The 23,165-nt window shown below is 62.0% G+C and carries 21 protein-coding genes; 11 read left to right on the forward strand and 10 right to left on the reverse strand.

Annotated features, from left to right (window positions below; translation table 11 throughout):
* Positions 1–35: 35 nt before the first annotated feature.
* From RAS12_RS04925 to RAS12_RS04940, 4 genes are all read right to left on the reverse strand, one after another.
* Complete coding sequence (locus tag RAS12_RS04925) at positions 36–1,040, reverse strand: FecR family protein (protein ID WP_306945698.1); 1,005 nt, start codon at positions 1,038–1,040, stop codon at positions 36–38.
* The gene (locus RAS12_RS04930) at positions 1,037–1,564 is read right to left on the reverse strand and encodes a sigma-70 family RNA polymerase sigma factor (protein WP_306945700.1); all 528 of its coding nucleotides are present in this window, start codon (positions 1,562–1,564) and stop codon (positions 1,037–1,039) included. Before RAS12_RS04930 ends, RAS12_RS04925 begins: the two co-directional genes overlap by 4 nt.
* 86 nt (positions 1,565–1,650) lie before the next feature.
* Positions 1,651–2,919: a hypothetical protein gene (locus RAS12_RS04935; RefSeq protein ID WP_306945702.1), complete on the reverse strand. Its 1,269-nt coding sequence runs from the start codon at positions 2,917–2,919 to the stop codon at positions 1,651–1,653.
* A gap of 88 nt (positions 2,920–3,007) precedes the next feature.
* Positions 3,008–3,541 carry a DUF6882 domain-containing protein gene (locus tag RAS12_RS04940; RefSeq protein WP_306945704.1) on the reverse strand — a complete coding sequence of 178 codons (534 nt, stop codon included), beginning with the start codon at positions 3,539–3,541 and terminating at the stop codon, positions 3,008–3,010.
* A gap of 100 nt (positions 3,542–3,641) precedes the next feature.
* Here RAS12_RS04940 and RAS12_RS04945 point away from each other — a divergent pair, with 100 nt between their 5' ends.
* Positions 3,642–4,151, forward strand: a complete 510-nt coding sequence (locus RAS12_RS04945; protein ID WP_306951307.1) for a MarR family winged helix-turn-helix transcriptional regulator — start codon at positions 3,642–3,644, stop codon at positions 4,149–4,151.
* Positions 4,151–4,951 carry a DNA alkylation repair protein gene (locus tag RAS12_RS04950; RefSeq protein ID WP_306945706.1) on the forward strand — a complete coding sequence of 267 codons (801 nt, stop codon included), beginning with the start codon at positions 4,151–4,153 and terminating at the stop codon, positions 4,949–4,951. The genes RAS12_RS04945 and RAS12_RS04950 overlap by 1 nt, the downstream gene beginning before the upstream one ends.
* Here RAS12_RS04950 and RAS12_RS04955 read toward each other — a convergent pair.
* Both RAS12_RS04955 and RAS12_RS04960 read right to left on the reverse strand, forming a co-directional pair.
* On the reverse strand, positions 4,945–5,754 hold the full coding sequence (locus RAS12_RS04955) for a nucleotidyltransferase domain-containing protein (RefSeq protein WP_306945708.1): 810 nt from the start codon (positions 5,752–5,754) through the stop codon (positions 4,945–4,947). The two genes, RAS12_RS04950 and RAS12_RS04955, sit on opposite strands and share 7 nt — an antisense overlap.
* 65 nt (positions 5,755–5,819) lie before the next feature.
* Positions 5,820–6,569, reverse strand: a complete 750-nt coding sequence (locus RAS12_RS04960) for an SDR family oxidoreductase (protein ID WP_306945710.1) — start codon at positions 6,567–6,569, stop codon at positions 5,820–5,822.
* 102 nt (positions 6,570–6,671) lie between these two features.
* Here RAS12_RS04960 and RAS12_RS04965 point away from each other — a divergent pair, with 102 nt between their 5' ends.
* The 4 genes from RAS12_RS04965 (at position 6,672) to RAS12_RS04980 (ending at position 11,830) form a co-directional block, all read left to right on the forward strand.
* Complete coding sequence (locus tag RAS12_RS04965; protein WP_306945711.1) at positions 6,672–7,589, forward strand: LysR substrate-binding domain-containing protein; 918 nt, start codon at positions 6,672–6,674, stop codon at positions 7,587–7,589.
* A 107-nt stretch (positions 7,590–7,696) separates the two neighbouring features.
* Positions 7,697–8,212 (forward strand): sigma-70 family RNA polymerase sigma factor, encoded by a 516-nt coding sequence (locus RAS12_RS04970; RefSeq protein WP_306945712.1) that lies wholly within the window; start codon positions 7,697–7,699, stop codon positions 8,210–8,212.
* A 5-nt stretch (positions 8,213–8,217) separates the two neighbouring features.
* A complete protein-coding gene (locus tag RAS12_RS04975; protein ID WP_306945714.1) occupies positions 8,218–9,204 on the forward strand; it encodes a FecR domain-containing protein in 987 nt (328 codons plus the stop codon).
* Between the two features lie 148 nt (positions 9,205–9,352).
* Complete coding sequence (locus RAS12_RS04980) at positions 9,353–11,830, forward strand: TonB-dependent siderophore receptor (protein ID WP_306945716.1); 2,478 nt, start codon at positions 9,353–9,355, stop codon at positions 11,828–11,830.
* 26 nt (positions 11,831–11,856) lie between these two features.
* Here RAS12_RS04980 and gstA read toward each other — a convergent pair whose 3' ends face one another.
* Positions 11,857–12,462 carry a glutathione transferase GstA gene (gene gstA / locus RAS12_RS04985; protein ID WP_306945718.1) on the reverse strand — a complete coding sequence of 202 codons (606 nt, stop codon included), beginning with the start codon at positions 12,460–12,462 and terminating at the stop codon, positions 11,857–11,859.
* 97 nt (positions 12,463–12,559) lie between these two features.
* Between gstA and RAS12_RS04990 the strand changes: the two genes are divergently transcribed.
* From RAS12_RS04990 to RAS12_RS05010, 5 genes are all read left to right on the forward strand, one after another.
* Entirely contained in the window at positions 12,560–13,438 is an 879-nt protein-coding gene (locus tag RAS12_RS04990) for a LysR family transcriptional regulator (RefSeq protein WP_306945720.1), read from the forward strand.
* A gap of 87 nt (positions 13,439–13,525) precedes the next feature.
* Complete coding sequence (locus RAS12_RS04995) at positions 13,526–13,951, forward strand: GNAT family N-acetyltransferase (RefSeq protein WP_306945723.1); 426 nt, start codon at positions 13,526–13,528, stop codon at positions 13,949–13,951.
* 351 nt (positions 13,952–14,302) lie between these two features.
* Positions 14,303–17,272: an RHS repeat-associated core domain-containing protein gene (locus RAS12_RS05000; protein ID WP_306945725.1), complete on the forward strand. Its 2,970-nt coding sequence runs from the start codon at positions 14,303–14,305 to the stop codon at positions 17,270–17,272.
* A 422-nt stretch (positions 17,273–17,694) separates the two neighbouring features.
* Positions 17,695–18,912 (forward strand): MFS transporter, encoded by a 1,218-nt coding sequence (locus tag RAS12_RS05005; protein ID WP_306945726.1) that lies wholly within the window; start codon positions 17,695–17,697, stop codon positions 18,910–18,912.
* Between the two features lie 74 nt (positions 18,913–18,986).
* Entirely contained in the window at positions 18,987–19,655 is a 669-nt protein-coding gene (locus RAS12_RS05010; protein WP_306945728.1) for an HAD family hydrolase, read from the forward strand.
* A gap of 113 nt (positions 19,656–19,768) precedes the next feature.
* Here the strand turns inward: RAS12_RS05010 and RAS12_RS05015 are convergent, their stop codons facing one another.
* From RAS12_RS05015 to RAS12_RS05025, 3 genes are all read right to left on the reverse strand, one after another.
* Positions 19,769–21,352: an EAL domain-containing protein gene (locus RAS12_RS05015; RefSeq protein WP_306945730.1), complete on the reverse strand. Its 1,584-nt coding sequence runs from the start codon at positions 21,350–21,352 to the stop codon at positions 19,769–19,771.
* Positions 21,353–21,455: 103 nt separating this feature from the next.
* Entirely contained in the window at positions 21,456–22,733 is a 1,278-nt protein-coding gene (locus tag RAS12_RS05020) for an RNA polymerase sigma factor (protein ID WP_306945732.1), read from the reverse strand.
* The gene (locus tag RAS12_RS05025; protein WP_306945734.1) at positions 22,730–23,128 is read right to left on the reverse strand and encodes a VOC family protein; all 399 of its coding nucleotides are present in this window, start codon (positions 23,126–23,128) and stop codon (positions 22,730–22,732) included. Before RAS12_RS05025 ends, RAS12_RS05020 begins: the two co-directional genes overlap by 4 nt.
* Positions 23,129–23,165: the final 37 nt, after the last annotated feature.

A 23,165-nucleotide genomic window follows, 5' to 3' on the forward strand; every position in this document is an offset into this window, starting at 1 on the left:
CACGGAAAAATATTTATCGGATCGGGTCAGCGGCATCACGCCTGGGGGGCGGACACGTCGATCATCACGTATAGCGTGCCGAATCGGCGCAGCGTGATCGGTTGGGTATGACGCAAGGCTTCCAGTGCGCGATCGGTGTCGTCCAGCGGAAACAGGCCCGACACGCGCAATCGGCTGGCGGCGGGCGACACGCGTATCCAACCCGGCCGGTATCGGGACAGCGCATCAACTACGCGCTGTAGCGGTTCGTTGTGGACTTCGATCTGGCCTTCCTGCCAGGCGGCGGCATGAGCCTGAGCTTCCTGCGTTGCATCGACCTGGCGGGTGTCGAACCAGGCCCCCTGACCAGCGGCAAGCCGCCTGCGCTGCCCCTGGCGCGTGATGATTTCGGCGTCTCCAGCCAACGCCACGCACAGGCTTCGGCCGGCATCGCATTGCACCAGCGCGCGGCCGGCATTCAGCCGTACTTCGCCTTCGCCGGTCAGGATGCGCAAGGGCAGGTTGACGGCGGGGGCGAGCGCTGTGGCTGACCCGGCCAGTTCGAAAACCGCGGCGCCAGTTTCCAGGCGCACCAGCCGTTTTCCTGGCGCAAATTCTGCGCTGGCGGCGCTGCGGGCGTCCAACTCCATCACGCTGCCGTCAGGCAGCAGGACCCGCCGCCGCTGTCCGGTGCCGGTCACATAATCGGCCGCAACGTGGCGCAGCGGAATCTGGCGGTCCAGCCACGCGCCGCCAGCCAGCAGGGCGCCGGAGGCAAGCAGCAGCTTGTTCAGCCGCCGGCGCTGGGTGTCCTGTGGCCGCAGCAATGAGCGGCGCAACGGGCCAGCAGCCGTCAATAGTTTGGGATCGATCACTCGCAGCGCGTTGCCCAGCGCGGCGTTCAGGTGCTGCCAGGCAGCGCCATGCAAGGGGCTAGCGGTCAACCAGGCATCAAAGGCCTGGCGGTCGTCGTCCGTGGCGCTCCCGCCGGACAGACAGAGTTGCCATTCGATGGCGGCCAGACGGGCCGATTCGCTTGGCGTCGCAGCGGCGGCCGTCATGCGTCAAAAGCCGCACAGCAGCGCAACAAGGCTTGGGCAATGTACTTGCGCACCATGGTGGGCGATACCTTCAAGCGATGCGCAATTTCAACGTGCGTCATGCCGTCCAGCTGGCTGTACAGGAATGCCATGCGAGCTTTGGCGGAGAGGCCGTCCAGAATGGCATCCAGCGTCTGCAATGCGCGCAACGTCTGAAACCGGCTTTCTGCGGAAGGCTCTACGGGCTCGGGCAGGGTGTGCAGCATGTCGAGCCAGGCTTTTTCAAGCTCGCGCCTGCGCCACAGCCGCCACGTGATCCGCCGGGCAATAGTGACCAGCATGGCGCGCGGCTCTTTCAATTGGTGCAGGGCGGGCGCCTGAAGCAATTGCGTGAACGTTTCGCTGGCTACGTCCTGCGCATCTTCCCGATTGCGCAGACCGTCGCGCAGCCGCCGTTCGAGCCAGGGATGGTCTTCTTGATAAATGCTGGAAAACCGGGCATTTCTAGCCAGATGGGAGTCCACGGCGCTCAGGGGGATAGTCATGTAATGGGAATCGTTATCAATTATTGCATGATTCGATTCCGCTTGGCAAAGATGCAATCGGCGCAGGGCGCCGCAACCAGCCCCCGCTATTGACCGACCAGATAGGCTTTTCCGCCCGGCTTCAGATAGGGCTCCAGGTCTTTGAAAGGCACCGTCGCGTGCGTGCCCAGGCAGACGCCCATGGCATGGCCCACGCCAGACACCGACAGGCTCAACACGCCCGGCGATTCGGCGCCCAGGGCCAGATAACTCGGCCACAGGTCTGAGCATTCGTCCAGGCCGGTGTCATCGTCATCGACCTTGGCGTTCGAAGCGGGAGGCGGCTTGCGCGCTTTGTCCACCAGCTCCATCAGGGCCGGGCTTTCCTTGCGCCAGCCGTCGTCGCCGGGCACATAAGCGTCAAAGACGCGGTTCCAATCCAGGTATTCGCCGCGCAGCAAGTCGAAGGTGTACGGATCGAAATGGTTGTTAGGGTGCGCGCCTCCGCAGTACAGGCTGCCGGATTCGATCACCGTCATCAAGGCGGGGGACAACCAATCGACCGTGATGGCTTCGTCTTCATAACTGCCCAGCGTGCCGGCGGCCGGGTTGCCGTCCGTATAAATCGTGGCCTTGCAAGCCAGCGCGGCCAGGCTCATCTGCCAATGGCGCTGCTCCAGCAAAGCGTTGATGCGTGCCAGCACTTGCGGGTCGGGGTGGCGGCTAAGTCGCGGGTAGCTGAATTTGGTGCGGGGGTCGCGCCACATCCGATAGGCCACGGGGCCGCTGCCACTATCCGCACCGGTCGGCACGGCGTGGCCCGCAAGCTTCAACGATTCATAAGGGGCGGTTTTGCTGTTGATGCCGGCATCCGCATTGATGCCACTGCCCACGCCACCGCTGATCGCATCCGTGACGGCTTGCACGCTATCGGGGGCTAATGCTTCGGGATCGTATTCGGCAACCCGGCGCAGCGTGAATGCGCGCTGCTTGCCGGTGCGGGCGTCAGTCCATGTCCCCTGGAAGCCCGATGCGTCGCGCTTGCCTTGCCAGGTGGCAGCGGCAGGCGGCGTGCCGGAATCAGGGTCCTGGCCGCTTTCCACAACCTCTTGGTAGGTCTTGGGTTCGCGCAGCGCCTGGGGCGTGCCCTTCAGCGGGATATCAACGCCGTGCTTTGGATAGAAGTAGCGCCCGGTCAATACGCCGTCGCCCGTTGCCTGGCTGTCCAGCTCCATCACGACTACACCCGCGCCTTGCAAGGTGCCGGTGTAGACCGTGCGCTGGGCGGCCCAGGCCTGGGTGTTCATGAGCGACAGCATGGCCAGAGCCAATGCGCCAGGCAATGGGAAGGGCAGGCGCGGCAAGGTCTGGAACATGGGGCGGCGGGTTGGGATGGTGAACGGCGCAATATACCCGACGGCCCGGGGCCGTCGATCAGTCTCGCAGCGCGTCTGGAGCGGCCGATCAGTCTTGCGACGCGTCCGTCGCGGCCGACAAGGTCACTTGCCCGAAGGTCATCCAGACATACGCGGTGTCGGACGCTTGCGCGCGGTAGGTGCCGGTGGCTTCGCCCAGGCGCATGGCCACGGCGGTGAATTCCCATGCCATGCCGTCGTCGCACTGGACCTTGCGGTGGGTGTAGGCGGGCAGTCCATGCGCGCGGCCAAATGCCAGTGCCAGCTGTGCGTGTTCGGACAGCTCGGCGGGCACGGAGGGGTGATCCCAGCCCCACAGAAAACTGCCGTCATCGCTGTTGGACGTACCCACGATCTGCACCGGAGCGGTGGCGGTGATGCCGCCCGGCAGTTGGAAAACGATGCTTTCCTGATCCATGTCCACGGACCATTGTTCGGCTTCATCCAGATGCCAGGTGGCGCAGTGTGCCGTGGTGGCGGCCTGCATGCCTTCCAGGCTTTGGGCAATGAAGGCTTGAACGTCGAAGGGCTTGGCGGTGTCGGACATGCGAATGGAGTCTGTGGATGTGATCAAGGCGGACATGATAGCGCGTGAGATTCGCCGTTTGCTTGCATATAGTTAGGCGCCGTACTATATGCCACCGTATTGAATTCAAGGAGATCCAGTGTCCGACCTGCTGCCCATGCTGGAACGCAAACATCACGCCTTGCTCGATGAAGCGGCGCGGCGCGGTTTGCCGTCGGTGGATGACATCGGCTTGTGCTTTCAGCTGTTGTCTCTGGCCAATGCCATTGACCGGGACTGCGCGGCCCGCTTGGCGCCGCGCCAGTTGTCCGAGGGCAAATTCGTGTTGCTGTTTCTGCTGCACGATCAGGCAGACGGACTGTCGCCGCACGAGCTGGCAGATGGCGCAGGTGTTACGCGCGCCACCGTTACGGGTTTGCTCGACGGCCTGGAGCGCGACGGATTTGTTTTGCGCGAACCCGGCAAAGAAGACCGGCGCAAGATCACAGTCAAGCTCACTGCCAAGGGTAAGACGGCGGCGGCAAAGCTGTTCAAGGAACATACCGACTGGATCGGCTCCTTGTTTGGCGGTCTGGCCAGCCGGGACAAGGCGCGCCTGAGCGAACTGCTGGCTTTGGTTTGGCGGGGCACGGACACAGGCCGCGCCGCATTGCGTGAGGTGGCGTGATGAGCCGGGTCAAATCTTCCAACGCGGCGCCAGCTGGCCGTGGCGTCAAGGACATTAGTCCCGCGCGGTTGGCACAGCTGAACGCGGGCGCACCAGCGTCAACCTTGACCGAATGCCTGGCGGTGGACTTTGCGGCGCTGATGCAGGCGGTGGCGCCACAAGTGGGCCATGACGCCGTGGCCGAGATGCAGGCGCAGGCAGCAACGGGAATTTCCAAGCGCATGGCGGGGGCGGCGCGGATACTTGATGAGCGCTTGGGTCCAGACGCCTTCGATTCGCTGAAGACGCATGAGTCGGACACGGTGCGCGGATGGGCTTGCTTTATGGCGGGCGCCATGCCGGGTCTGACCGTGCAAGACCGGCTGGCAAAGATCCGTCCGCTGGCCGACGACGCGCATTTTGGCGTGCGGGAATGGGTGTGGCTGGCGGTGCGTCCGTCATTGGCGGCCGAACTGGAAACGTCTATCGCGCAGTTGCGCTCCTGGACCAAAGATCCATCCGAACGCGTGCGGCGCTTTGCCAGCGAGGCTCTGCGGCCTCGTGGGGTATGGTGCGCGCATATCGCCGCGCTTAAATCCGATCCGGCCATGGCGTTGCCACTGCTGGAACCCTTGCGGGCAGACCCCGCGGTGTATGTGCAGGACTCGGTGGCGAACTGGTTGAACGACGCCAGCAAAGATCAGCCCGCATGGGTGCGCGGGGTGTGTGCGCGGTGGCAGGCTGGTTCGCCTGCACCGGCGACCGAACGCATTTGCAAGCGGGCGCTGCGTTCGATCGGGGCTGGCCTGCCTGATCAATAAGTCAGCGGCGCGCCCGTCACCACTTCAAGCAGAAAGCGGTCCAGCTTTTCAGTCTGGCCGTCGGGCCGGTCGAAGTAGGGCGCTTGCTCCAGAACCGGCAGCGTGGTTTCCAGAAAAGCGTGAATCAGCGGAAAGCGCGGCCCGTGTTCGGCTTCACCGGCGCTCATCTTTATCTTGAGCAGCTGATTGATTTCGTCGCGCAGCGCGGGGTCGGTGACCATGACGTCGGCCAGGTCGGCAAAGCGCATTGGCGGAATGCCCCGGCCGCTGTCGATCCATTGCGCGGCCAGAACCGGGCGCAGCACGTACAGATACTTCTTCAGACGGACCGTGTCGCCTTGCAGCGACTCACGGAAGTTCCGTCCGGCCATCGCCACGTAGTGCCAACGGCCTTTGATGCTGGAAAAATAATTCGTGCGGAACTGGCGCAGCCAATCGCTCGCCGCGTCGTCCTGACGGTAGATGACGGGCGAGTCCAGCCATTCGAAAAGCGTGGGATTGGAGCCGCGCAGCAGTTGCAGCGCCTTGCGCAGTTCCCAGCCCGAGACATCCAGCTCGTCGTCGATAGGCAGTTCAATGACGTCGCGCTGTGGAGCCACTCGCAAGTACCAATCCAGCTTGTGGACGTACAGAAAGCGCACGTCGTAGTCGCTGTCGGGCGAGGCAAAACCCCAGCCTCGGCTGCCGGATTCGCAAGCGAGCAACACGCGCACATCGTGGCGTTGCTCTATGTGTTGCAAGGTCGCCATGACGCGTTCGCGGATGGCGGGGTCGATAGGGTGGTCATGCAGAATCGAAGTCATGCCGGCAATGCTATCACTGCCTGCGCGCCCCGTGCTGGCGACCCCCTGGCCGGGTGTAGCCCCGCTTACAGCTGACTCATGCCGCCATCCACAATGATCTCGGTGCCGACGATAAATGCGGACTCAGGAGCGGCCAGATGCAGCACCGTCGACGCGAGTTCTTGCGGGGTGCCAAAACGGCCCAGCGGAATCTGCGCTTTGATACCGGCGGCGGTCTTGTCCAGCGTGTCAGCGTCCAACCCCAGCTTGCCGTAGATAGGCGTGCTGATCGGCCCCGGGCTGACGACATTGACGCGAATGCCGCGCGGCAGCAGTTCGGCCGACAAGGTTTTGGCCAGCGAGATCAGCGCGGCTTTGCTTGCGGCATAGATGGATGACGCTGGCATGCCGATGTGCGCATTGATAGAGCCGTTCAAGACGATGGACGTGCCCGGGTTCAGCAGCGGGTCCAGCGCTTGCAGCTGAAAGAACACGCCTTTGATGTTGGTATTGAAGGTCTGATCCCACAAGTCTTCGGTTGCTTCGGACAAGGTGGCGAACTTGGCGATCCCGGCATTCATGAAGAGTGCATCCAGCCGCACGCCGGCCTCGCGCAGCGAGGCGGCCAGGGCGGCGGCGGAGCCAGGGGCAGAGGCGTCGTTGCGGATCGCCAAGGCGGTTGCGCCCAGGCTGGCCCGGGCCGTTTCCAGTGCGGCGGCGTCGCGGCCGGTGATGATGACGCGAGCGCCTTCAGCAGCAAAAGCCTGCGCTGCGGCAAAGCCGATGCCGCTGGCGCCGCCGGTAATCAGTACGGTCTTCTGTTCAAAACGATTCATGGTGATCTCCTTGGGGTTGTTCAATAAGGTGTAGTCATAGTGCGCTTGGCGCCGTGGTTTGTCGTACGATCTTTCGGACGAACACGTTCGAAGGAATTGCACATGTTGACGGAAAATGAACTGGCGCTCTTGGAAGCCATCCGCGACAGCGGCAGCCTGTCGAGGGCGGCGGCCGCGCTGGGCCGGGCGCCGTCAACGGTGTCGCATGCGGCGCGGCAACTGGAAGAACGCTTCGACGCCTTGTTGTTTGACCGCCGCCGCTACCGGCTGCAATTGACGCCTGCAGGGCAACTGCTGGCGGACGAGGCCGCGCGTCTCATGCAGGACGTGTCGCGCCTCACGCAGCGTGTCAGGCAGGTAGCCAGCGGCTGGGAAGATCAGTTGCGTATCGTCAGCGACGAAATCCTGGAATTCGAGCTGATGACGCCCTTGATTAACGCCTTCGACAAGCTCAATTCCGGTGTGACGCTGCGTTTTACGCAAGAGGTGCTGGGCGGCACGTGGGAGGCGCTGCGCGAGGGGCGCGCAGACTTGATCGTGGGCGCAACCAACGAGCCGCAGACCATGCCGAACCTGCAATGGGCGGAATTAGGCGTGATGGAATGGTTGTTTGCCGTGTCTCCGCGCCATCCGCTGGCCAAGATCAAGGCGCCGTTGCGTCAGGACCAGATTCAGCAGCATCGCGCCGTGGTGGTGGCCGATACGGCGCGCGGGACAGCGGTGCGCGGTTATGGCCGGGTGGGCGGGCAGGCGACGTTGGCGGTGCCCAGCATGCGGGCCAAGATCCTGGCGCAGCGTGATGGGCTGGGGGTGGGCTGGGTGCCGCGTTTTCGGGTTGCGTCGCTATTGGAACGCGGTGAATTGATTGAAAAATCCACCGAGACTCCGCGGGAGCCCAATGTGCTGTACCTGGCGTGGCGCGGCGGGTACGACGGGCGGGCGTTGCAATGGTGGCTGGACCAGCTGCAACTGCGCCGGACGGCAGACGCGTTAATGCGCGGCATCGATGCGTTCTCGTAGCGTCCGGGGTGTTGCTATCTGGGGAATGAGGATTGGCGATAGGGCGCTGGCTGGCATAGAATGCGACTAATTCTTGTTATCACCCAAGCCCCCGTATTGAGTCCGTCGTGTCCGAACCCGTTCCCGCCCGCCCTACGCACGACGCGATTCAGACGCTGTATATCGAGCACCACCGCTGGCTGCTAGGCTTTCTCAGACGCCGTTTGGGGGGCGCCGATCATGCCGCCGACCTGGCGCACGATACCTTTGAACGCATCATGGCCGTGGATCCAGAGCCGATCCTGGCCCAGCCCCGCGCCTATCTTTCCACCGTGGCCAAGCGGCTGTTGTTTCGGCATCACCGCCGCAGTGTGATCGAGTCTGCCTATCTGGACGTGCTGGCGGCGCGCGGCGAGCCTTGCGAACCCTCGGTAGAGTCGCGGCTGATCGTTGTGGAAACGCTGGTGGAGTTGTGCCGCATGGTCGATGGCATGGATGCGCGCACGCGCACCATCTTTCTGATGGCGCAACTGGAAGGGCTGTCTTATCCCGACATCGCGCAACGCACCGGCCATACGCTGGATATCGTGAAGAAGACGATGTCCAAGGCGTTGCAGCGCTGTTTCTGCGTGATGTACGGCTGAACGCGATGTCTACTCCGCAGTCTTCCGCCGTGCTGCGCAGCCGGCCCCGTGTGGTGGCGGCCGCGACTGACTGGCTGATCTGTCTGCAATGTGAACCCACGCCTGGGGATTTGGCCCGCTGGCAGGCCTGGCGGTCGTCCAGCCCCGACCACGAGGTGGCATGGCAGCGGGTGACGGCAATGGCGCAGGCGTTGGATGCCCAGGCGGCCAAACTGCCGGGCGCTGCGGCCACCCAGGTGCTGGAGCAGGTGAGCCAATCCCAAGCGGGTCGCAGACGTTTGCTGCTCGCGCTGCTGGGGGTGTCCGCTGCGGGCGCCGCCGTGATCGCGACGGGCGAACCCGCGCCCTGGCGTGTCTGGACGGCGGCGTACCGGACCGGTGTTGGCGAACGGCGGATGCTGACGCTTGCGGATGGCACGCGTCTGATGCTCAACACCCGCAGTGCTATCGACACCCGTTTTGATGCCCAGGCACGGCGCATTGAACTGGTGGAAGGCGAAATCTGGGTCGAGTCCGGGCACGACGCGGCTGGCCGCCCGTTGATTATTGAAACCCGAAGCGGTTTTGTCAGCCCGATCGGCACGCGCTTCACGGTGCGCCAACTGGGCGGCGAGGCCGAAACCCATGTCGCCGTGCTGGACGGCGCGGTCCGCATCCAGCCCCGTCAAGGCGGCATCGCCTTGCAGTTGAACCGGGGTGAGCGCACGGCCTTTGATGCGCACGGCGTGGATGCGGCCCAACCCAGCGCTACCAATGCGGACGCTTGGGTGAACGGCATGTTGTTTGCCGATGATTGGCGGCTGGATGATTTTCTTGCCGAGCTGGGACGCTATCGGCGCGGTTTCTTGCGCTGCGACCCGGCCGTGGCCGCGCTGCGAGTGACTGGCGCCTTTCCATTGCAGGACACGGACAAGGTCTTGCGCCTGATCGAGCGGATTCTGCCGGTGCGGGTACACACGCGCACGGCGTACTGGGTGACGGTGGGGCCATGAATGTGGCCTGGTGATCGTGGGCGGGTGAGGGCGGTGCGCCACTATTTTGTAACAACGCGGCACCGTTTTGCGATTCGAGTCTTAGACATAGGGACAGCCGCCTTGTCGGGCCGGACTGTTCACTGCTAACGCTCACAAGGATTGCTCCATGTCGCTTCATTCCCGCCGTCGTGCGTCGACGTCCGTCAAACTGTTGCCTGCGCGGCGCTGGCTTTGCCATGTCGCTTTCGGCGTGCCGGTGGGGACGGCGCTGTTTTCTTTGGCGTCCGTGCAGCCTGTGCAGGCCCAAGAAGTGGCTGCCCGGCAGCAATACGCCATTGCGGCCGGCCCGGTTCGTCAGGTCTTGCTGGAATTTGGCCGGCAATCGGGCGTCATGGTGGGCGCGGAACCCGCCTTGATCGCCGATGTGCGCAGTCCCGGACTACGCGGCGCTTACGGCTTGCGTGACGGCTTGTCGGCGTTGTTGGCGGGTACGGGCCTGGAAGCCGTGGCCGAAGAAAGCGGTGCTTACCGGCTACGCCGTGCGCCCGCCGCTGCGACTGGCACGGCAGTGCTTGAGCCGGTGCGAGTCGTGGGGCAGACCGAAAGCGCCTGGGGGCCGGTGGTAGGCGTGGCGCCCAAGCGCAGCGCGACGGGCACCAAGACGGATGCATCCATTCTGGAAATTCCGCAAACCGTAAACGTGGTGAGCGCCGCTGAAATCACCACGCGCGGCGCGAAGACGGTGGCGCAGGCGTTGCGCTACACGCCTGGCGTCAACGTCAACGGCTACACCGATTCCAACATGATTGCCGACGAGGTCGACTCGCGCGGCTTCGCCCCGGCGCCGCTGTATCTGGATGGCACATATCTGCCGTATGCGGGCAGTCTGGGCGGCGCCTTGCAGATCGATCCCTACCTGCTGGAGCGGGTGGAAGTGTTGAAGGGTCCGGCCTCGGTGCTCTACGGGCAGAATCAGCCGGGCGGTCTGATCAATCTGGTGTCCAAGCGGCCGTCGGAAGAAACCCTGCGCGAGGTGCGATTTGGCGTGGGCAGTTATGGCCGGGTGGAAAGCGCGCTGGACCTGACCGGCCCCGCCAATGCCGACGGCAACTTGCTGTATCGCGTGACCGCAGTCGCCAATGGAGGCAATGAACAGATCGACTACAAGGAAAGCCGGCGTCTGTTGATAGCGCCCAGCTTGACGTGGAAACCCAGCGCGGCGACATCGCTGACGCTCTACACGCAGTTGCAGCGTGATGGCGGCGTGCCGGATTATCAGCCGCTGCCAGCGATAGGCACCGTGTTCGCGGGCCCGGATGGCAAGCGGATCAATCGCGACATTTTCACCGGTCAGCCAGGCTATAACGATTTCTACCGCCGCCAGTACGTGCTGGGCTCGGATCTGTCGCACAAATTCTCCGAGCAGGCGGCGTTTCGCCAGACCATCCGTTATGTCGATGTGCGCGACAACTATCGCGGTTTCTATCTGAACCGGTTCGTGCAGGATGCTGACGGCAATACCGATTACAGCCAGGCCAGCCGGACCAAGCTGGATTGGGGCCAGCACAATAGCGTCATCAGCGTCGATAACAACCTGGAACTCAAGGGCAAGACCGGCGCGCTGGACCACACCGTGCTGGTGGGGCTGGACTACCGCCATTTCTCGCGCAAGTACACGGGCTACAACAACTACGCCGCCACGCCGCTGAACCTGTATGCCCCCGACTACAACGTTGCGCAGCCCGATACCCCGCTGACGACGCAGTGGGATAACAGCGTCGATCAGGTCGGGCTGTATCTGCAAGATCAAGTGAAGCTGGACCGTTTTGTGCTGACCATGGGCGGCCGTTATGACTGGGCCAAGATCAACAACAAGGATCTGCTTGCAGACACGAAGACGCGCCGGGACGATAGCGCCTTCAGCGGACGCGTCGGCCTGGCTTACGTAGCGGAAAACGGCGTAGCGCCCTACATCAGCTACTCCGAATCTTTCCTGCCTGTCATCGGCACGAATTTCGCCGGTGAATCGTTCAAGCCCACGACCGGCAAGCAGGTCGAGATCGGCGTGAAGTATCAGCCCGTGGGCAGCGACACGCTGATCACCTTGGCCGCGTTTGAGATCCGCCAAAAGAACATGTCGTCAGAAGATTTTGACCATCCGGGTTACGAAGTGCAGAACGGCGGCGTGCGCTCCAAGGGGGTGGAACTGGAAATCAAATCGCAACCGATCGAACGCCTGGACGTCATTGCGGGCCTGACCTACTTGAACCCGACGTCCACGCCGGGCTCCTACAACGAAGGCAAACGTTTGGCTGCGCTGCCGACCTGGGCTGCCAGCCTGTGGACCAACTACCGCCTGTCTGGCGACGTGCTGGGCGGGCTGGAAGTCGGCGCGGGTGTGCGCTGGACAGGCAGCGCGTTCGGTGATTCCGCCAACACCTTCCGCACGCCGGCCTTTGCCGTGGTGGATGCGTCTTTGCGCTATGACCTGGCACACGTATCGCCCACGCTGCGCGGCGCGACGGCGAGCCTGACGGTGCAAAATCTGTTCGACAAAGACTACGTGTCCAGCTGCAATTATTCCTTTGGCTGCTATTACGGCAAGGCCCGCAGCATGATGGCTAACGTGACGTACCGCTGGTAAGCGGAAGGCTGGACGGAAGCGGTGGCTCAGGCGGCTGCTTCCGCCGCCAGTGCAGCCTGTACGCTGGGGCGTTGTTCGATGCGCGCCATGTAGGCCGCGATCGCGGGCCAACGCTGTAGATCCATATCAAAAAATGCGGCCCAACGCAGCACGGTGTACAGGTACGCGTCGGCCACGCCGAACCGATCCTGCACCAGATACTCCTGGCGGCTTAAGGCGTCCGCCACATAGGCCAGTCTTTTTTCAAGCCGTCCGCGCCACCAGTCGCGCGCAGCCGGCGGCAGCTCGCGGTTGAATAACGGGCCAAAGCCGCCATGAACTTCGGTGCTGATGAAGTTCAACCATTCCTGAAGACGGCTGCGCTGCCAACTGCCATTGGGCGGCGCCAGTCCGGCTTCCGGTTTCAGGTCCGCCAGGTATTGGACGATGGCGGGGCCTTCGGTCAGAACGTCGCCGTCGTCGCGCTGTAGGGCCGCGACGTACCCTTTTGGGTTCACCGCCAGAAAGTCGCCGCCATCGGCGGTGCGTTTGGTTTGGTTATTCACCCGGACCAGCGTAAACGGCAGGTTCAGCTCGCGCAGCACAATATGGGGCGACAGCGAGCAAGTGTCGGGGGCGTAATACAGCTTCATGCGATGTCCTGGAATCAATCAGGCATTCAGGATGACGGCGGACCAGACATGCGTAAAATTACTTTTTCAGAAAACTGACATAAGTAGAGCTGATGCCATGATGAATCTGATGCATTGGCGGCTGGTGCTGGCGGTGGTGGACGCCGGCAACATTACGCACGCGGCGGCACAAGCAGGCATGACGCAGTCCGGGGCCAGCCAAGCCATTGCGCAGCTGGAAGATACCTTGGGCGCGCCACTATTCACACGGGAACGGCGGCAGACCACGCCTACTGCCTTGGGGCTGCGCGTGGCGGACGAAGCCCGCTTGATGCTGGACGCCTTGCAACGTATCCAGGCCATGGCGCACGATGCCAGCGGATCGGCTCGCGGCACGTTGCGCCTGGCCAGCTTTCCGATGGTGTTTTCGACAATTCTGCCGCCGGTGCTTCGGCGGTTCCGGCAAATGTATCCCGCGATTGATGTGGTGTCGCTGGAAGCCAGCGACGACGAAGTCGAAGCGTTGCTGACGGCGGGCGCCGTGGATGTGGGAGTGGTGCTTAACCCCGCGCCGGAACGCCAGGTCTGCCCGCTTGGGCAGGATGAGTGGCTCGCAGTACTGCCAGCCGCGCATCCGTTGGCGCGAGCTGGGGGCGTGGTCGGCTTGGCGGACCTGTTGGCGCAGCCTTTCATTCTGGCCACGGGCGGGTGCAGCGTCCATGCGCAAAGCCTGGCGGCAGAAGCGGGATTGGCCGTGACGGATGTGCGCGCGACAGTGCGCGACTGGACCAGCGCATTCGCGCTGGTGCGCGAGGGGCTGGGTGTGACGCTGGTGCCCGCGCTGACGGTGCCGGAAAACCGGCGCGGCCTGCGTGTGATGAGCCTGACCGTGCCGCTGCATCGGTCATTCGCGCTGGCAGCGTCCGCGCTGTCGGCGGACAGTGAGGCCGTGCAAGCCTTGTTCGGGATGTTGCAGCAGGATGACAAGCGCCGGTGAAGGGACCGCGAGCAAGAGATGGATCTGTCATGCCGGGTACACAACATCGCCATACAGTCTTTGTCTTTCCCCTTATCAGGCTCTGCCATGTTGTTACGTACCGCGATCGTCGAAGATAGCGCCGCTATTGCAGAACTGCTTGCCCAACTGGGTTATCCAGGCACGGGACCGATGATGCCCGAGAAGATCCGGCAATTGCAGGCGCACCCGGACGGAAGGCTGGTGGTGGCACTGGATGACTCGGGCGTATTGCTGGGGTTTATCGGGCTGCATTTCATGATGCAGTTGGCCTTGCCCGGCGACTTCTGCCGCATTACGTATTTCTGCGTCAGCGACATTGCGCGGGGCGCAGGCGTCGGACGCAAGCTGGAAGAGTTTGCCGAACAAGAAGCCCGGGCACGCGGCTGCGACCGCATTGAAGTGCACTGCCACGAGCGCCGCGTGGATGCCCATCGCTTTTACTACCGGCAGGGGTACGAGGAATCGCCCAAGTACCTGATGAAGCGCTTGTAAATCCAGCGGTTTCTTAGTAACCGTCCGCCCTATACCGTGTAAACGCGAATTCGTAAGGGCGGGAAAACTATCGTCGATACGGCAGTTTCCGGTTCTGTCTACGTCCAGGCCACCAATCCAGAGTTTCGGCGATGAACCGAGCGCAATTCAAAAGCTGTTCGGCGAAAACAACACACCAGGCCCGCCCGGTTTTGATACGGTGATCTGAAATCGGCCCGACGTGCAGCGTCCGCGCTGCTCATCTGGTCTTGATGGTCACTAGATTTCAGATCGGAATCTATCGTCTTGCCTACTGTTTGTACCGGCACCCCCACTATCACCGTTCGCGACAACCGCGGGCAGGCGGTGCGCATGCTGCGCTATAACCGCAGCGAGCTGGGAAGTGTGGCTACGCAGCTCGTCGAGCGCAGCACCTTCAATGAGCTGGGACAGCCGGCTAACAGCCAGGACGCCCGCTTCTTTGCCCAAGAGGCCGGCCCGCCCACGCTTAACTTTCAGAACACGCCTGCGCTCTCCGGCCAGATGTTGCAAACCGTCAGTGTCGATGCCGGCAAGACCCAGGTTTTTCACGACATTGCTGGCCGTCCGATCTGGCAGCGCGATGCGCGCGGCACTGTGCAGACATTTACTTACGACGCCCTGGGCCGACGGCTCACTCGCTGGGAGCAGTTGCCAGGAGCAACGACGTCCGTCATGCGCGAGCGCTGGCTCTATACCGATGCGCAGGACCTGCCCCCCTATACCGGAGCGATCCTGACCGATCCGACCGACCCGCGCAACGCGAATTTATGCGGCCAACTCGTCAACCACTACGACACAGCCGGATTGCTGGATACGGGCACCTGGCAGGACCAGACAAAAACGCTCCACCCCATTGGCTATACCCTGCAAGGTCTGCCACAACAGCAAGGTCGTACACTGCTTCTGCCTGAAACCGCCAGCGACTGGGGCGGGAATGACGAATCCGTCTGGCAGGCCAAGTTTATTGACAAGACGATCTACAAAACCACCTGGGCCTACAATGCCTTGGGCCAAGTCTTGACCCAGACCGACGCCCGCGGACATTTGCAAAGTACCACTTACGATATTGCCGGGCGCAAATACGCCAGTTCGGTCAGGCCAAGCGGCAAGACGACGCAAGTTGTCATTCAGTCCATCACCTACGCCCCGGGCGGCCAGATCCTATGTAGGACAGATGCCAACGGGGTGACCACCACTCACACCTACGAAGCGCAGAGGACCCAGCGGGTACTAGCCCTCAAGGTGATCCGGGCAGGGCAAGACACCTTGCAAGACCTTGCCTACACCTACGATCCGGTGGGCAACGTCTCCGGCGTGGCCGATAGCGCCACCCCGGTAAGCTTCTTCAGAAATCGGGCCGTCACGGCGGGACGGACTTACACCTACGATGCGCTGTATCAGCTGATCACCGCCTCCGGCCGCGAGAACAATGCATCCAATGCGGGAGGCGGGACTGATACGCCGACGCCATTCTTAACCCTCGATCCGAGCAACTACCGCGACTACACCCGCACTTATGCTTACGATCTGGGCGGCAATCTGACGCAGATCGGCAGCACGGTAGCGACCGGAGCGGCTCCTCCGATGCGCAAAATATCGGTGGACGCTGCCAGCAACCGTGCCGTCAGCAATGCAAATGCCTCCGCCGTCACCGCCAAGACGGTGGGGGACTATTTTGACGAAGCTGGCAACGCCAACTGTCTGGACGGCAACAAGGCGCAGCCACTGTCCTGGACAGGGCTGAATCAGCTGGGGAATTTGGTCACCGTTCAGCGGGATGGCGGATTGTCACAGTGCGACCGAGAAAGCTATGCCTATGGTGGCGATGGGCATCGCGTGCGTAAAACGGGTTTCGCCCAAGTGAGCGGCAGCATGTCGCAACGAAGTGACGCTATCTACCTGCCAGGGTTGGAAATACGAGCCCAAATCGCGGGTGAGCAGTTGGAAGTCATCGTGCTCGATGACGGTGCACGGATGCTGAATTGGACAAGCAACCAACCCTCGGACGTCCCCAACCAGCAGGTGCGCTACCGGTACACCGACCGACAAGACTCGTGCCAGATCGAGTTAGACCAAAACGGCACCATCATCACGCAGGAAGAGTATTACCCCTATGGCGGCACTGCGGTCATGGCTGCCGCATCCACCGGCGAAGCTAAGTACAAGACCATCCGCTACTCGGGCAAGGAGCGCGATGCGGCGGGGTTGTACTACTACGGATTCCGCTACTACCAGCCGTGGATCGGACGCTGGATCAGCACGGACCCGGCGGGCACCGTCGATGGGCTGAATCTCTATCGCATGGTGGGGAGTAATCCGGCGACCTTTACCGATATGTATGGAGCAGCCAAGTCGAATCCTTCCAGCGCTGACAGTCAGCGGCCCGTTCTGCCCAACCGTATTGATACTGCCAAAAGAATTGTTGCGTTAATGCAGAAAACTCAGAGGACTGACCGCCGCGATTTTTGCCCCCGGAAGTACTTCGGCGGAAAAGTGCGCTTCCACATAGATGATACCCAATCGCCATATTTGGTGGACGTTGGAGGGCATCCGACTCAAGTAAATTTCAATGCAATAGCTCACAAAGCGATGGCACGGCTTTCTGAAACGGCCAAGGTTATTGGCGTTGAAGTCGTTCCTGAAAAGAATGCCAAAAAAGCCAATCTGATGATAAGAGTTGAAGACGTCGTGTCGGGTGAATTGGGCGCAACGATACCTTACGGCTACCGAAGAAAATTCCCCAAAATCTCAATTACCCCTGATTATGTCATAGCTCAGAATCTTACTGCCTCCCTACACTGTTGCCTGCGTGGCGATCAAGCGTCTATGGCTAGCTTGGTACGAGGACAAATCGCTGCGGATAGCATTTTAAGAAGGCTGACGGACTCTGAGAGAACTGAGATTGCCGAGCTATCTCTTCTTTCAACAATAACTCATGAAGGCGGTCATGCTATTTTTCGTTTAGGTCATCCCGAGACAGTTGCCGAAAACATGAATCAAGCTGTTTTCGATGAGGGGCATAGATCCGGAACAATGGCGCTACAGGAAGCAGGGAAGGAAATAAAATATAGATTTTATATTCACGAAGCTGAGGTCGTGAATATAATGTCAAGATCTGAAGTGGGTGGTTTTTCTACGCATATCTTAAATCTAATAAAACATAATTTTGTGTTATCCGAACTTAGTATAAATCTCTCAGAAAATGAAAAAGAATCTATATTTAAGGAGTTTAAAGATTCTGCTTCCCTGGGGCGCCGTCGTGCTCGTATACCCTCTTGTCTTCGAGGTGTGTCGCCATAATTATCTGCTGGGGTTTCATGGCCAATCTTCCGTTCTCGCAGGGAAACTTACCCTAAAGCACTAATATTAATTTCCGTCCAGGATCTCGACAGCAAATCAGTTGTGTCCATAAATTCTTTTGTGGGCACAAATTTTAGATGCCATCAAAACCGCGTTCCTCCAACTTCGTTGCTCTTGCCTCTACGCGGTACGAACCGGACGTTTACGTTCCTTCTCTGTTTCCGTTCGCTTGGCCTTTATTAGTCCGTATACGTAGAATCGCCATGCGGCTTATGGCTGCATGCGGTCGATCAAATATGGCGGACCCCTATAAGAGCGGCCAAATCAGACAGTCCAAATCAGACAGTCCAAAGGACGAGCATGGAAGAGACATCCCAAGAAGCGCCCCTGAACCCGGCGTGGCTGGTTCCCGAGGCCCAAGCATGAGCCCCGTAGCGGCTGCGCCGGAGGCGATTGAAAGCAACCCCAAAGACACGACCCGCTGGGCCGCAGTGCTGGCAATCGTGGGCGCCGGAATCGTGGCGTCCCTGCAAGTGGGCAAGGTCATCATTGCCGCGCCGCTGCTGCGCAGCGATCTGGGGCTGGACCTGGCTTCCATCGGCACACTGACTGCCGTGTTTTCAATCTTGGGCGTGCTGGGCGGAATCGCGGCGGGCGGGGTGATTTCCCGGTTTGGCGCGCGGCGTATGTTGTTGCTGGGATTGGCGGCAACGGGCCTGGGCACGGTGATCGGCGCGCTGGCGCCTGGCTATGCGGTGCTGTTGGCATCACGGGTCGTCGAGGGTCTCGGGTTTCTGTTGATTACGGTGGCCGGTCCTGCCGCGTTGCAGCGCATCGTGGCGGCGCGCAATCGTGATCTGGCCTTTGCCATGTGGAGCTGCTATATGCCCGCCGGCATGGCGATTGCGATGTTGGCATCGCAGGCGTTTGGCGACTGGCACGCCTATTGGTGGTGCGCGGGGGCGGCGGTGGTGCTGGCGTTCGTGTGCGTCGCCTTGTTGGCGCCGGCAAGTCCGGGCGGGGCCAGCCTGTCCTGGCGCGGGCTGCGCCAGGACACTGCCGATACGCTGGGCGCCGCAGGCCCCGTGCTGCTGGCCTTGTCCTTCACGCTGTACAGCCTGATGTTCTTCGCGCTGTTCACATTTCTGCCTGTGTTGCTGATGGACCAGTTGGGCCTGACGCTGGCTCAAGCGGGTTTGTACAGTGCCTTGGCCAGCGCCGCCAACATCATCGGCAATCTGGGTGCAGGCGTACTGCTGGCAAGGGGATGGCGCAGATCCACACTGATTGCTTGTGCCAGCGCGATCATGGGCGTGGTTGCGCTACTGATCTTCCGGTCGGTGCTGCCCGCCATGCCCACCTTCTTGCTATGTGTGCTGTTTTCCGCAGTGGGCGGCCTGATACCGGCGACCTTGCTGGGCACCGCGCCGCTGGTGTCGCCGCGCCCCGCTTTGACGGCGGCGACAGTTGGACTGGTCATGCAAGGCAGCAATCTGGGCCAAGTGATCGGCCCGGTGACGGTGGGCGGGGTGATCGACCGTTACGGCTGGGGCGCCGCGTCGTACATCGTGCTGGCGGCCGGGTTGGGCGGCCTGATCATTGCCGCTTGCCTGCGCCGGGTGCGCGCGGTCCATCTGTAAGAAAGGCGGGCAGGGCGGTTGGCACAGCGTCATCAAGCAGGCATATCATGGAGATCGTTTTTGATGGAGCCGCCATGCAAACGTCTGCCCCCCGCCTTGTGATCTTTGATTGCGACGGTGTTTTGATCGATAGCGAAATCATTGCCGCGCATGCCCAGTCGCGCGCGCTGGCCGAACACGGCATAAGCATTACCCCGGAGGAAGCCGCCCACCGCTTCGCCGGCATCCCGGATGCGGACATGTGGCAAACGCTGCAAACCGAACACGCCTGCACCTTGCCCGAGGGTTTTGCGCGGCACTATGCGGACCGTCTGGAAGAAACTTTTCGCCAGGAGTTGCGCGCCTTGCCCCATGTGCATGAAACGCTGGCCGAATTGCGTGCGCGCGGGTTAGAGATCTGCGTGGCATCCAGCAGCACGCCGCCCAAACTGGAAGCGGCGTTGAAGCTGGTGGGTTTGTGGGATGCGTTCGCGCCGAATGTATTCAGCACGGCGCAGGTGGCCCACGGCAAACCGGCGCCGGATGTCTTTCTGTTCGCGGCGCGTCAGATGCGCACCGCCATTCTGGATTGCGTGGTGGTGGAAGACAGCGTGCCGGGTGTGCGCGCTGCCCGGGCCGCACGCATGCGGGCCATCGGGTTTGTCGGGGCGGCGCATAACGGGCCGGACCAGCGCCAGCGTTTGTTGGACGAAGGCGCGTCCGAGGTCATCGACGATCTGAGCCAATTGCCGGATATCCTCTAGCGAAACCTGTTGTGGAGTCTGCGCGGCGTTCAAGCGGTGGCAGGCACGGCCACGGGCTTGCCGCGCACCGCACGCAATACGTCCACAACCAGGCAAGCGATGCCGATGGCGGATCAGGTTGCAGCCGGTTGTTCCGTGCTTGCTGCTTGCACAATGAATTCGCCCAGTTTGTGGATGCTCATCGGGCGGCCGAACAGCCAACCTTGGGCATATTGCACGCCGCGTTCACGCAAGATATCGCGCTGCGCTTCGGTTTCCACGCCTTCGGCAATCATCTGCAAGCCCAGTGATCGCGCCAATTCAATGATGTGGAATGTCACCAGACTGGTGGGCGCGTCGGTGCCGAGCGTGTCCACGAACATTTTGTCGATCTTCAAGAAGTCCAGTTCGTAGGTGGCCAGGTACGACAGGCTTGAGTGCCCCGTGCCGAAATCATCAATAGCAACCCGGAAGCCGCCTGCGCGCACCGCCAGCAAGACCCCGCGCGCTTTGTCGGGCGACATCAGTCCCCGCTCGGTGATCTCGAACATCAGACTGCCCGGACCCATGCCTGCACCGGCCATCAATTCCTTCATCCGGTCTTCCACGCCGTGCGTGTGCAGGTCTTCGGACGAAAGATTGATGGCAATGTGCAATTTCGGATCTGTGCGCAGCAGTTCGGCTGCGTCCCGCACGACCAGTTCCATGACGCGAGTGGTGATCCGCTGGATCATGCCATTGGCTTCGGCCAGCGGAATGAAGACGTTTGGGCTGATCAACTTGCCTTCCTCGTTGCGCCACCGCGCCAGGGCCTCGGCGCCAACACAGCGCCCGGTGCGCAGGTCAATGACAGGCTGATACTCCACGAAGAATTCATCTCGATCGAACGCGGCCTGCAATTCGCCTTCCATGGACATCCGGCGCTGCGCGATATAGATCACCAGCCCCGTCAGCAGCACGCCCAGGATCAGCCCGACGGGGCCAAGAATAAACGCAAAGCGCTGCACCTGCGCCTGCACCAGTGACGACGGCATGGCAGCCAGCGCCGCGCTGTCACCGGCCTCTGACGGCTGGATCACCACGAAATATCCGGCGTCTTCGAACTGAATGGGCCGGCCTTGATAGCGTGCAATCCACTCATCGCGCACTGTCCCGCGGCGGCCCAGAATCAAGCGCTCGCTGGTGGAGAAAAAGGCAAGGGATACGGGCGACTCCCGGTTCAGCAGATCGATTGCCAGATCGGGATAGACCAGGGCGGCGTAGCCATCGCGTGCCAGCACGCTGAACACCTGTCCAGGCAGATTGGGCAGTTCTATCGAACTCCAGAAGCGCAGGCCGTATTGCCGGCGCCCGTTGGGCTGGCCCAAGTTTATTGGGATGTTCTGCGGGCCCAGCGTGGTGCACACCAAGGCGTCATTTTCCATACGCGCCATGCCTGCCACGTGGCTGAATGCCGCTGCCAGCATGCCCATGCGCGTCAGTTGTTCGGGTGAACAGGGCGGTTCGGCGGCATTGCTGTTCAAGGCATCGATCGCATCGCTGATCTGCAAGCGGGCGTTTTCGGCCCGGTGCAGCACGTCATCTGCCAAATCGCGTAACGATGACAGGGCATCGTCGCGCCCCTGCGCCTGCGCCAGATAGAGGGACACGGAAAAGGGGATGACCAACGCCAGCACCCCCACCGCCGAAGCCAACAACACCATGCCTGATTTGTTCATGCGCCGCCGCCAATCGCTTTTTCACCTGTTTGGTCAGGCTACTCCCCGCGATGTGGCGCGAACTGCGGATTGACAATATTTGACAGTCGGGCGCGGGGGCCTCTTATTGCCCCGCGACTGTCTTGGCGCGCGCCAGCAACAGTTCGCGTTCGCGCACGTTGCGCGTCATGCCGGCGGCGCGTTCGAATTCGGCCTGCGCTTCGGCGCGCCGTCCCAGCTTGGCCAGCAGATCCCCGCGCACGCTGGGCAACCAGTGGTAATTGGCCAGCGCCGGGTCGGTTGCCAATGCGTCCGCCAGATCCAGCCCGGCCTGCGGCCCGAACGCCATGCCGACCGCCACGGCGCGATTAAGCTCCACGACGGGCGAGGGCATCACTTGGGCTAGCGCGTCGTACAGCGCCACAATGCGGGGCCAATCGGTGTCTTGCGGCGTATGTGCCCGGGCGTGGCAGGCAGCCAATTCCGCTTGCAAGGCATAGGGGCCAAGTGTGCCGCCCTGGGCGTGCGCACGGTCTAGCGCCGCCAGGCCGCGCCGGATCAGCAGGAGATCCCAGCGGCCGCGATCCTGCTCCATCAACAGCACGGGGCGTCCTTGAGTATCCGTTCGCGCATGCAGGCGGGACGCATGAATCTCCATCAATGCCACCAGCCCATGGACTTCGCTTTCCGCCGGCGCCAGCCCCGCCAGAACGCGGCCCAGCCGTAACGCCTCATCGCACAACGCGGGTCGCATCCAGTCATCGCCAGAGGTCGCTGAATACCCTTCGTTAAAGATCAGGTAGATAACTTCCAGCACGGAGGCCAGCCGAGGGCCGCGGTCTTCTGCACGCGGCACTTCAAAGGGTACGTTCGCGGATGACAGACTGCGCTTGGCGCGTACGATGCGCTGCGCAATGGTGGATTCGGAAGCCAGGAAGGCGCGGGCAATCTCGGCGGTAGACAGCCCGCCCAACAGACGCAAGGTCAACGCCACGCGGGCTTCGGTAGACAGCACGGGGTGGCAGGCGGTGAACACCAGCCGCAACAGATCGTCGCCGATATCGTCTTGGCGCGCCGCGTCCAGCGCATCGACAAAGTCAGGTTCGACATCGGCCTGCAAGGCTTCCAGTTCATGGCCGATCTGTTCGTGCTTGCGGGTGTGCAGCTTGTCCAGCCGTAGCCGGTCGCGAGCGCGATTCTTTGCAGTGGTCATCAGCCACGCTCCCGGGTTGTCTGGCACGCCGGTGTCGGGCCAGCGCGAAAGCGCCGTCACCAGCGCGTCTTGCGCTATCTCTTCGGCCAGCCCGACGTCATGCACCAGGCGCGCGACGCCAGCGATGATGCTGGCGGCTTCAATCCGCCAGACCGCTTCAATGGCGCGATGTGTGGCCGCCTGCGTCATGCGCCGCTAGCAGGCATATGCACGAGTTCCCAGATGTGCCCGTCCAGGTCTTCAAAGCCGTGCGCGTACATGAAACCGTGATCTTGCGGCTCGCGCGGCGCCGTGCCGCCAGCAGCAATCGCCCGCGCCACGAGATCATCGACTTCGGCGCGGCTTTCGCAAGACAGCGCGACCAGCACCTCGGTTTGTTGGGTGGCATCGACGATAGGCTTGCCGGTGAAACCCTGGAAGAAATCCTTCACCAGCAGCATGGCGTAGATGTTTTCGCCGACGATCATGCAAGCGCCTTGCTCATTGGTGAAATCCGGGTTGAAGGTAAAGCCCAGGGCTTTGAAGAACGTCTGCGATTTCTGCATGTCGCCGATGGCGAGATTGACGAATATCTGCTTGTGCATGATGGGTGTCTCCAGGGTTGCTTGCGGTTTGGCGCCA

It is taken from the genome of Achromobacter seleniivolatilans, from assembly GCF_030864005.1.
GTDB classification, from domain to species: Bacteria; Pseudomonadota; Gammaproteobacteria; order Burkholderiales; family Burkholderiaceae_B; genus Achromobacter; species Achromobacter seleniivolatilans.

Coding starts and splice junctions, on each gene's coding strand:
- RAS12_RS05010 (WP_306945728.1), top strand. CDS start 18,987: ATGCAAACGTCTGCCCCCCGCCTTGTGATCTTTGATTGCGACGGTGTT.
- RAS12_RS04980 (WP_306945716.1), top strand. CDS start 9,353: ATGTCGCTTCATTCCCGCCGTCGTGCGTCGACGTCCGTCAAACTGTTG.
- RAS12_RS04960 (WP_306945710.1), bottom strand. CDS start 6,569: ATGAATCGTTTTGAACAGAAGACCGTACTGATTACCGGCGGCGCCAGC.
- RAS12_RS05025 (WP_306945734.1), bottom strand. CDS start 23,128: ATGCACAAGCAGATATTCGTCAATCTCGCCATCGGCGACATGCAGAAA.
- RAS12_RS04940 (WP_306945704.1), bottom strand. CDS start 3,541: ATGTCCGCCTTGATCACATCCACAGACTCCATTCGCATGTCCGACACC.
- RAS12_RS04930 (WP_306945700.1), bottom strand. CDS start 1,564: ATGACTATCCCCCTGAGCGCCGTGGACTCCCATCTGGCTAGAAATGCC.
- RAS12_RS04965 (WP_306945711.1), top strand. CDS start 6,672: ATGTTGACGGAAAATGAACTGGCGCTCTTGGAAGCCATCCGCGACAGC.
- RAS12_RS05000 (WP_306945725.1), top strand. CDS start 14,303: ATGCTGCGCTATAACCGCAGCGAGCTGGGAAGTGTGGCTACGCAGCTC.
- RAS12_RS04925 (WP_306945698.1), bottom strand. CDS start 1,040: ATGACGGCCGCCGCTGCGACGCCAAGCGAATCGGCCCGTCTGGCCGCC.
- RAS12_RS04995 (WP_306945723.1), top strand. CDS start 13,526: ATGTTGTTACGTACCGCGATCGTCGAAGATAGCGCCGCTATTGCAGAA.
- RAS12_RS05015 (WP_306945730.1), bottom strand. CDS start 21,352: ATGAACAAATCAGGCATGGTGTTGTTGGCTTCGGCGGTGGGGGTGCTG.
- RAS12_RS04935 (WP_306945702.1), bottom strand. CDS start 2,919: ATGTTCCAGACCTTGCCGCGCCTGCCCTTCCCATTGCCTGGCGCATTG.
- RAS12_RS04975 (WP_306945714.1), top strand. CDS start 8,218: ATGTCTACTCCGCAGTCTTCCGCCGTGCTGCGCAGCCGGCCCCGTGTG.
- gstA (WP_306945718.1), bottom strand. CDS start 12,462: ATGAAGCTGTATTACGCCCCCGACACTTGCTCGCTGTCGCCCCATATT.
- RAS12_RS04945 (WP_306951307.1), top strand. CDS start 3,642: ATGCTGGAACGCAAACATCACGCCTTGCTCGATGAAGCGGCGCGGCGC.
- RAS12_RS05020 (WP_306945732.1), bottom strand. CDS start 22,733: ATGACGCAGGCGGCCACACATCGCGCCATTGAAGCGGTCTGGCGGATT.
- RAS12_RS04950 (WP_306945706.1), top strand. CDS start 4,151: ATGAGCCGGGTCAAATCTTCCAACGCGGCGCCAGCTGGCCGTGGCGTC.
- RAS12_RS04990 (WP_306945720.1), top strand. CDS start 12,560: ATGATGAATCTGATGCATTGGCGGCTGGTGCTGGCGGTGGTGGACGCC.
- RAS12_RS04955 (WP_306945708.1), bottom strand. CDS start 5,754: ATGACTTCGATTCTGCATGACCACCCTATCGACCCCGCCATCCGCGAA.
- RAS12_RS05005 (WP_306945726.1), top strand. CDS start 17,695: ATGAGCCCCGTAGCGGCTGCGCCGGAGGCGATTGAAAGCAACCCCAAA.